This window comes from Mycobacterium scrofulaceum (genome assembly GCF_002086735.1).
Classification (GTDB): Bacteria; Actinomycetota; Actinomycetes; order Mycobacteriales; family Mycobacteriaceae; genus Mycobacterium; species Mycobacterium scrofulaceum.
The window spans coordinates 1-7,923 of sequence record NZ_MVIJ01000099.1 but is presented as its reverse complement, the minus strand read 5'-3'; the positions used below and the strand labels follow the sequence as shown (position 1 = coordinate 7,923).

Sequence of the window (7,923 nt, the reverse complement as noted above, 5' to 3'; positions counted from 1 at the left end):
ATCAGCCCAGAACTCAGTCGATCCCCGGAAGCCGTCAGCCAGCCCGACGAGCTCCATGCGGCCATCAGCACGGACCCCGATCATTACCAGCAAACAGAGTTTCTCCACCTCAAGGCGCACCTTGAGGTGGATGCCATCCACCCACAAATACAGGTAATCGGTGCTGGATAAGTGAGTTTTCGCGTCGGCTCGTCACGCAGTTGACGTGACCCGTCGGAACTGCGGAAGTGCCAGGTTGCCTCGTGATTCGAAGACCACCTCGACAGCCATACCGACCCGCACTTCATCGACGTTGCATTCGATCACGTTGGTCATCATTCGAGGTCCTTCTTCCAGCTCCACTATCGCCAAGACGTAAGGAGCGGTGAAAGCTGGCGACGGGGCCTGACGGACGACGGTGTAGGTGACGATCGTCGCTTTTCCCGAAGGTTCTTGCCAATCCAGATCCGCAGCCCAGCAGTATGGGCACCAAGGGCGGGGATGATGATGGAATCGCTTGCACTCCCGACATTTCGGGAGCACAAACCGCCCGACAGCTGCCTGCTGCCAGTACACGGCCGTGCTGTCAGTCACGGTGGGCATGGGAGCAGTTGTCACGGCGTCCTCCCCAAGAGTACGGTCGAATGGTCTGCCATCATGCCGCCGTAAGTGTGTACCAATGCTATTTCTGCAGACACTTGACGATCCGCAGCCTTCCCCATCACTTGGCGCGCAGCTTCGATCAGCATCGACATTCCCGACGCGTCGCCGGTGTGTCCGAATGACAGCAGACCCCCGTAGGTGTTCACCGGAAGGTCACCGCCGGGCGCCCCCCGCCCATCCAGGAAGAAGTGGCCACCTTTAGCTGCCGCCACCAGCCCCGTTTCCTCCAACAGCAGTATCGGGTTGATCGTGAAGGCATCGTACAGTTCGGCCACCTGCACGTCCGAAGGCGAAAGATCGGCCATTTCGAACGCGGCACGCGCTGACACGCTGGCACCCATTGTTGCGAAGTCGCTGGTGTGGGTGATGTTGCCGTGATCGTGGTGTTCACCGAAGCCCAATACATAGGCCGGTTGGTCGGTGATTTCCCGCGCGCGGTCACCATGGGCCACTAGGAACACGGCGCCACCTTCACACGGTACTGAGCAGTCCAGCAAATTGAACGGCCACGCGATAGGTCGTGAAGCCAGAACCATCTCGACGGTGAGCGGACCCGCGTTGCGCATCAAAGCATCTGGATGCCGTAACGCCCACTCGCGGCTCGAGACCGCCACGGCGGCAAGAGCATCGCGGCTCGTTCCGCGTTCGGCCATATGCCGCGTGGCGGCTAAGGCGTAAAGGGCTGGGATGAAGCTGCCGTATGGGTACTCAAAGTCCGGGTGGCTGATCATGCGCGCCATTGCGTTGGCGCCGCCTCCCCGCCCCACCTTGGGGAATTTCCCCGCACCGATACAGAGCACCGCGTTTGCAAGGCCGGCGCTGATTGCAAGTGCAGCCCGCGACAGCATGATCGTGTAGGTCGCCCCACCGACGTTGACAGTCTCACAAAAGCGCGGCCGGATGCCCAACACGTCATTGAGGCGCTCGTGGACGAAGATGTCGGCACCCGCACCGCTGGCCATGCCGGACGGGCAAACCAGCAGGCCGTCCACATCGCGGGGACCAAGTGAATGGCTCTGCAGAAACCGACGAAGCACCAACTCCTGCATGCCCGCGCCGTCGTGGCCTTCGTACTTTCCTGGCGGTAGTTCTTCTACTGCGGCGATAGCCGGCTCGCTGGCAAGTGCCCAAGTTCTCACGTTGACCTCATGGAAGCAGCCACCCAAACCTAGTCGACGTTCAGTATGACCGTGGAAGCGCGAGACTATGCTGCGCAACATAATTGAGGATCATCTCCCGGCTGATCGGTGCCGTCCGCATCAACCGCGCCGGTCCCCACAACGTCGCCAACCCGTACTCCGTAGCCAGACCGTTGCCGCCATGCGTCTGAATCGCTTGGTCCAGCGCAAGGATTCCGGCTTCAGCTGCCGCGTACTTGGCCATATTCGCCGCCTCGCCGGCCCCTGCCTCGCCGGCATCGTGTAAGGCGGCCGCCCGTTGGGTCATCAAGCGTGCGAGTTCAACCTGAATTTTGGCGTGCGCCAGCGGATGAGCGACTCCCTGATGTGCCCCTATAGGGGTGTCCCACACCCTGCGCTCCCGGGCGTAGGTACATGCCTTGTTTAACGCGTACCGGCCGATCCCATTGCCCAGCGCCGCCCCCATTATCCGTTCCGGATTCAGACCAACGAATACCTGCCGCAGTCCCTCGTCCCGAGCGCCGATCAAGTTGTCACCGGGAACACGTACATCGTCGAAGAACAGGGTGAACTGTTTCTCCGGTGTCACGGCTTGCACGGGAATCAGAGTCTTCTGCAGGCCGGCAGCGTCCGTGGGAACCACCATCAGCGACAGCCGGCCGCGCCCACGCTCGTCAGTACCCGTTCGGGTGACCACCAAGATGGCTTGCGCCTCGTCCACTCCCGAGATGTAGTACTTGGTGCCACGCAGAACCCAGTCGGCGCCGTCCCGCTTGGCGGTCGTCGCTATGTTGTGCGAGTTTGAGCCCGCGTCGGGCTCGGTGATCGCAAACGACATTATGATCTCGCCGCTCGCAATGCCCGGAAGCCAACGCCGTTTCTGCTCGTCGGTTCCGAACGCTTGGATGATGGTGCCACAAATGGCCGGCGACACCACCGTCATCAACAACGGGCACCCCGCCGCCGCCAACTCCTCTCCCACGGCATGCAGTTCGTAGATACCCCCACCGCCACCGCCGTACTCCTCGGCAATATTCACCCCGAGAAAACCTTGCTTACCTACCTCCTGCCACAGTTCCGTAGACTTCTCGCCCCCCAGGGATTTGGTCAGGTAGTAATCGTGGCCGTACGACTTCCCGATGGCCGCAACCGCCGCCCGCAGATCCCGCCGTTCCTGGCTCTCTGATATCTCCATACCGCTCAACCCCTTGAATCACCCGCAGGTCCGGGTTTGCACCGGCCACGACAAACTTCAGGCGACACACCGAGGAATTCGAGGGAAGCTTCCGTCACCGCTCGACAGCAGCGTAATCGCCCGGTGATACGTTATCGGCCGTTAACATTGACGCGCAAGTCCGCGTGTCGGTAGTGCGTCGACTTCCAGTGACCGGCTTTACGCCACGCCGGATACGTGATTTCTCGGCAGCAGCCGGAGTCGTTCTAATCCCCAGCCCATGAGCAGAAAGGCAATCTCGCCCCTCTGGCGTGGCGCAACGTCGACAACTTCGGGAAGCTCGATTCGCTTGACCCGGACGCCGGGCCTCGGGTCACTGCCGAGCGGTGTCAAGACAGCGTACGCTAACGCCAATTAACAGGCCCGCGGCCAAGAGCTTTGCGGTCGACGGCCGGGGACAGAGAGGAGGAAAACACGATGCCCGGAACGATGCTGATTGCTGCGGGGGTCACCGGCAAAGGACGGCTGGCCGGGCGCGCCGCATTCGTGCCCTTTGTCGATCCGGCAGTCGGCGGGATACCGCCAAGCGCGCCGCCGCCTAGTGCCGACATCGCGGCGGCAAGCGCCGAGGCGGCGCAGGAGTGCGCATGAGTGCCAGCGTGCGGATCGGTGCTGGTGCCGGCTATTGGGGTGACATGGTGGATCCCGCGGTGGAACTCATTGAGCAGGGCGGTGTCGAGTTTGCCTGCTTCGACCTGCTGGCCGAGTTGACCGTTGCGCTCCTTACCCGTGCCAAGATGCGTGACCCGGGTAAAGGGTACGTGCCCGATGTCGAACCCATTCTGCGTCAGGCGCTGCCCGCTGCCCGCCGTAACGACGTCGGCATCGTGACCAATGGGGGCGGAGCGAACCCGGGTGCCGCCGCACTGGCCGCTGCGCGAGTGGCCTGTGACGCCGGATATCCCGACACCCGCATCGGAACCATTGAGGGCGACGACTTGACGGGGAGAATCGCCGAAATCAGGGATTCGGGTTGGCAATTCGCGCACCTTGAGTCCGGCGAAGAAGACATCGACCGCATCGCCGACCGGATCGTCGCTGTCTCGGCGTACACCGGCTCCGACGGGATCATTGACGCACTTGACGGCGACGCCGATGTCGTGATCGGCGGCAGGCTTGCCGACTCTGCGCTTTATTGCGGGCCGCTCATGCGCCACTTCGGGTGGATATTTGAGCGTAATCCCGACCTGATCGGCGCCGCGCTTACCGTCGGTCATGTACTGGAGTGTGCGGGCATCGCGACCGGCGGCATGTCCTCGCAGTGGCGGCTGTCGCGTGATCCGTGGCGGCTCGGGTTCCCGATGGCCGAGATGTCGGCTGACGGCACCGCTGTGATCAGTAAGGTGCCGGGCTCGGGTGGGGTGCTCAACGAGTGGACCATCAAAGAGCATTTGCTTTACGAAGTGCACGACCCGTTCTGCTATTTGCTGCCCGACGGTGTCGTCGACATGGGCGGTGTCGAGGTCAAAGAACTCGGCCCCGACCGCGTGCAGCTCACGGGCATGACCGGCCGCCGACGGCCGGACACGCTCAAGGTGCAGATCGGCTACGAGGACGGCTACCTCGCCGAGGGGCGCACGATGATCCCCTGGCCCGATGCTCTGGAGAAGGCCGACTTCTGCGAGAGGCTAGTGCGCGGCCGCATCAAGTACCTGGGTGTCATTCCGCAGGAGATGCGTTTCGACCGTGTCGGTTGGGACGCGCTGGCCGGCCCGGTGGCCCCACGACCGGCACCCGACGCCCAGCCCAACGAGGTCGAGCTCCGGATGGTGGCCAAGTGCCGCACCCGCAGCGAGGCCGAGGTCGCCCGCCGCGCGATGCTGCTGCCAGCGACGGCCGGTCCGGTGGGTACCGCCTTCGGCGCGCCGCTGGCGGTGCGCAAGGTGATAGCGCTGTGGCCGACCCTGGTACCGCGTGAGTTCGTCCCACAGCACGTCCGTGTCCAGGCCGCCAAGGAGATGCTCGATGCCCACCATTGACGAGTTGGCGTTCGTGCGTTCAGGCGACAAGGGTGACATCTCCAACGTCGTGGTGCTCGCCCGCGACGCCGAGGCTTTTGCCGCGCTGCAACGCGGACTGCGGCCGGAGGCCATCACCTCCTTCATGAAGGGTCTGGTCACCGGAACCGTGACGATCTACACGCTGCCTCGCCTGCATGCGTTCAACATCGTCATGCGGGGAGCCCTCGGCGGCGGCGCAACCGCAACACTGCGCTTCGACGAGACCGGCAAGTCGATGTGTTCGATCCTGTCCCGCATGCCCCTGCCCGAACCCGCCATCGAAGGGAAGGCAACACCGTGAGCTCCCACACCAACGATGTCACCGGGCTCGGGATGGCGTTCGGCACTCTAGAGGAGGGCCGGTCCTGGGTCGGTCGTCGCTCCGAGCCAAAGCAGGCGTGGTTTCCGATCGACCGATCGATGATCCTCTACTACTGCTCTCTGGTTGAGGACGCCAACCCACGGTACTGGGAGGGCGACGAGTGCCCACCGGGCCTGCTGATGACCCTGGGCATGAACCCGCAATGGGCGCCCGCGCACCTGCACCGCGAGGACGGGCTTTTCGCGCTCAACGTTCCCCTGCCCGGCCACCACATCATCAACGCCTCCACCACCACCGAGCTGGAGCGCCGACCCCGAGTCGGTGACCACGTTTGGATAGTCGAGGAGATCGTCTCGCTATCCGACGAGAAGACGACTCGGCTGGGAACCGGCGTCTTCATCACATCGCTTACCACCTACACCGACCAGCACGGCGAGAACATCGCCCGCAACACCAACGTCCTGTTCCGCTACGACACAGCCCAGTAAACCCGGGGGCGCTCATGACCAAGATCAGCACTGCAGACATCAAAGGCCTTACCTTCGATGACGTCATTGTCGGCGACGAGATCACGCCGGTGTCGATTCCTATCACCTACAAGCGGGTCTGCATGAACGCCGCGGCGACGTGGGACTGGTTCCCGGGCCATCACGATCCGGAGTACGCACGCAGCCAGGGCCAGCGAACGATCTACCTGTCGACGCTGTTCTTTCACGGCTTCATCGACCGGGGCCTCACCGACTGGGCGGGCCCCGACGCGCTCCTGCGCCGGCGCAAGATATCGATGATCAAGTCGATCTACCCGGGACAGACCGCGACCCTTACCGGGCGGGTGGTGGCCAAGCGCCAAGACCGCGGAATGCGCCTGGTCGACCTGGAACTGGCAGTGTCCAGCGAGGAGGGCATATGCGTGCCCAGTGAGGCGACCTTGCAACTGCCGGCCGGTCGGCGGTAATCGAGAACTTCGACAGCCGTCGCTGCATCATCGTTGCCTACGTTCCTGCGCCAGCTCGACCGGGGGACGACCCGCTCTGGATCGCGTAGCTCTGCGGCTCTGGCGACGACGGCGCGCGTCGCTTTGAAGGCTGCCGGTAGATCAGTAACAGTGGTTCCTACAAGGCCTGCTTCCTTCTTATACCCACCACTTCAAAGACGACGTGGCCCCGCGCCAGCGACCTCGATCCGCTATACGCGGGCTTTGGGATGCTACAGGGGGCCGCACCAACGAAAAGCTGGCTGGCTTATCGTGATATCCGTTTCCTCGGATTGGGATCCGAGCCTGACAAGCTACCTCATCGCAACATCCGCACGCGGGGTCCTTCGCCCATTGACGCAAGCACTACCGTCCAACCAGTACGGGCTTGCTGTGATGGATCGGGTGCTTCGGGCGGCGCTCATCGCGTCCCGCCCACGCCCAGGACTGCGCGTAAGGCTGGTCGACACCGTCTTCGCCGGCGATCGAGTGAGGGGAGATTGGGTCGTCGCACCGAACGTCAACCCGGACGGGCCACCGATCCTTTACATTCACGGCGGCGCATTTTCGATGTGCTCTCCCAAAACCCATCGCGGTCTGCTGGGCGAACTGTCTGCCGCGTCGCTGCGCCCGGTCTTCGCGGTCCGCTATCGATTGGCTCCGCGTTACCCGTATCCGGCGGCTGCTGACGACGCACTGAGGGCCTACCGGTGGTTGGCGGGCTCTGAAGAATCGACATCAGCCCGCACGGTAGCGATCGCAGGCTGTCAACGGCAATCGAAAACTGATCAGGAGTCGGCCGCGCACTGGTCAGTATTCACTTGCCGCCGACACAGGCGATTCGGCGGGCGGCCAACTGGCGGTCGCGACCTCGTTGGGTGCACTCGCACATCGCCTGCCGTTGCCTGACCGCATGCTACTGATGTCCCCCGTCATCGATCTGACGTGTCAGCTGGCGACGGCTCGCGAAATCTGGCGCCGCGATCCTTTCGCATCCGCCCGATCCGCGTCGCGGGCGCTGAGTCTCTACGTGGGCGACGCCGATCCGCACGACCCCCGCGTCAACGTGCTCGCCACCGACCTCACCGGCATGCCGCCGACATTGATCCAGGTGGGCGGGAGAGAAATGCTGCTCGACGATTCCCGACGACTCGCCGAGCGCATGCTCGCCGCGGGGTCGTCCGTGCAACTTCAGGTGTTTCGCGGTCAAATTCACGTGTTTCAAGCCCTGTTTCGACTCTTGCCCGAGGCGCGTCACGCTTTGCGCCTCAGCGGGGCGTTTCTCGCCGACAGCGCTGAACGCAAGTTTCCTTGACGCCGGAGCTGAACGCGGGCGCAGCGGCTAGCTGCGCGGCGACCGCCTTTGCGCGCCACTGGGAGCCCGTTGACAAGTCAGATATGCATGTATTAATTTTGACATTATTGGGCGTAATGTAAACAGCTGGTCGGTTCCTCATCGCGAGCAGGCCGCCAACGACGACCACAGGCCGGGGAGCGACAATGGTTAACCCGCTACACGCGCCCGTCGATAAAGCCATAAAGCCCGGGAACGGTTATCTTCGGTCATCTTGATTCCCGCGCCGCAACGGGTGGACGACGGACTTCGCCGGTGG

The 7,923-nt window shown here is 63.3% G+C and carries 8 protein-coding genes and 2 pseudogenes; 6 read left to right on the top strand and 4 right to left on the bottom strand.

Annotation, left to right across the window (positions count from 1 at the left end; translation table 11 throughout):
- From BST44_RS29940 to BST44_RS28425, 4 genes and pseudogenes are all read right to left on the bottom strand, one after another.
- A pseudogene (locus BST44_RS29940) lies at window positions 1-171 on the bottom strand (transposase); the annotation flags it as partial.
- Window positions 172-192: 21 nt separating this feature from the next.
- Entirely contained in the window at window positions 193-573 is a 381-nt protein-coding gene (locus BST44_RS28435; protein WP_046185921.1) for a Zn-ribbon domain-containing OB-fold protein, read from the bottom strand.
- Window positions 574-593: 20 nt separating this feature from the next.
- Complete coding sequence (locus BST44_RS28430; protein WP_033721567.1) at window positions 594-1,781, bottom strand: thiolase family protein; 1,188 nt, start codon at window positions 1,779-1,781, stop codon at window positions 594-596.
- Window positions 1,782-1,821: 40 nt separating this feature from the next.
- Window positions 1,822-2,976, bottom strand: a complete 1,155-nt coding sequence (locus BST44_RS28425) for an acyl-CoA dehydrogenase family protein (protein ID WP_007172216.1) — start codon at window positions 2,974-2,976, stop codon at window positions 1,822-1,824.
- 456 nt (window positions 2,977-3,432) lie between these two features.
- Here BST44_RS28425 and BST44_RS30245 point away from each other — a divergent pair, with 456 nt between their 5' ends.
- The 6 genes and pseudogenes from BST44_RS30245 to BST44_RS28400 all read left to right on the top strand — a co-directional run bounded on the left by BST44_RS30245 (window position 3,433) and on the right by BST44_RS28400 (window position 7,625).
- Entirely contained in the window at window positions 3,433-3,606 is a 174-nt protein-coding gene (locus BST44_RS30245) for a hypothetical protein (RefSeq protein ID WP_007172215.1), read from the top strand.
- Window positions 3,603-4,994: an acyclic terpene utilization AtuA family protein gene (locus BST44_RS28420; protein ID WP_033721564.1), complete on the top strand. Its 1,392-nt coding sequence runs from the start codon at window positions 3,603-3,605 to the stop codon at window positions 4,992-4,994. Before BST44_RS30245 ends, BST44_RS28420 begins: the two co-directional genes overlap by 4 nt.
- A complete protein-coding gene (locus tag BST44_RS28415) occupies window positions 4,981-5,316 on the top strand; it encodes an AtuA-related protein (RefSeq protein ID WP_007172213.1) in 336 nt (111 codons plus the stop codon). The genes BST44_RS28420 and BST44_RS28415 overlap by 14 nt, the downstream gene beginning before the upstream one ends.
- 32 nt (window positions 5,317-5,348) lie before the next feature.
- Entirely contained in the window at window positions 5,349-5,825 is a 477-nt protein-coding gene (locus tag BST44_RS28410) for an FAS1-like dehydratase domain-containing protein (protein ID WP_170826177.1), read from the top strand.
- Window positions 5,826-5,839: 14 nt separating this feature from the next.
- Window positions 5,840-6,292 carry a MaoC/PaaZ C-terminal domain-containing protein gene (locus tag BST44_RS28405; protein WP_007172211.1) on the top strand — a complete coding sequence of 151 codons (453 nt, stop codon included), beginning with the start codon at window positions 5,840-5,842 and terminating at the stop codon, window positions 6,290-6,292.
- 291 nt (window positions 6,293-6,583) lie between these two features.
- Window positions 6,584-7,625 (top strand): annotated as a pseudogene (locus BST44_RS28400) (alpha/beta hydrolase).
- Window positions 7,626-7,923 lie beyond the last annotated feature (298 nt).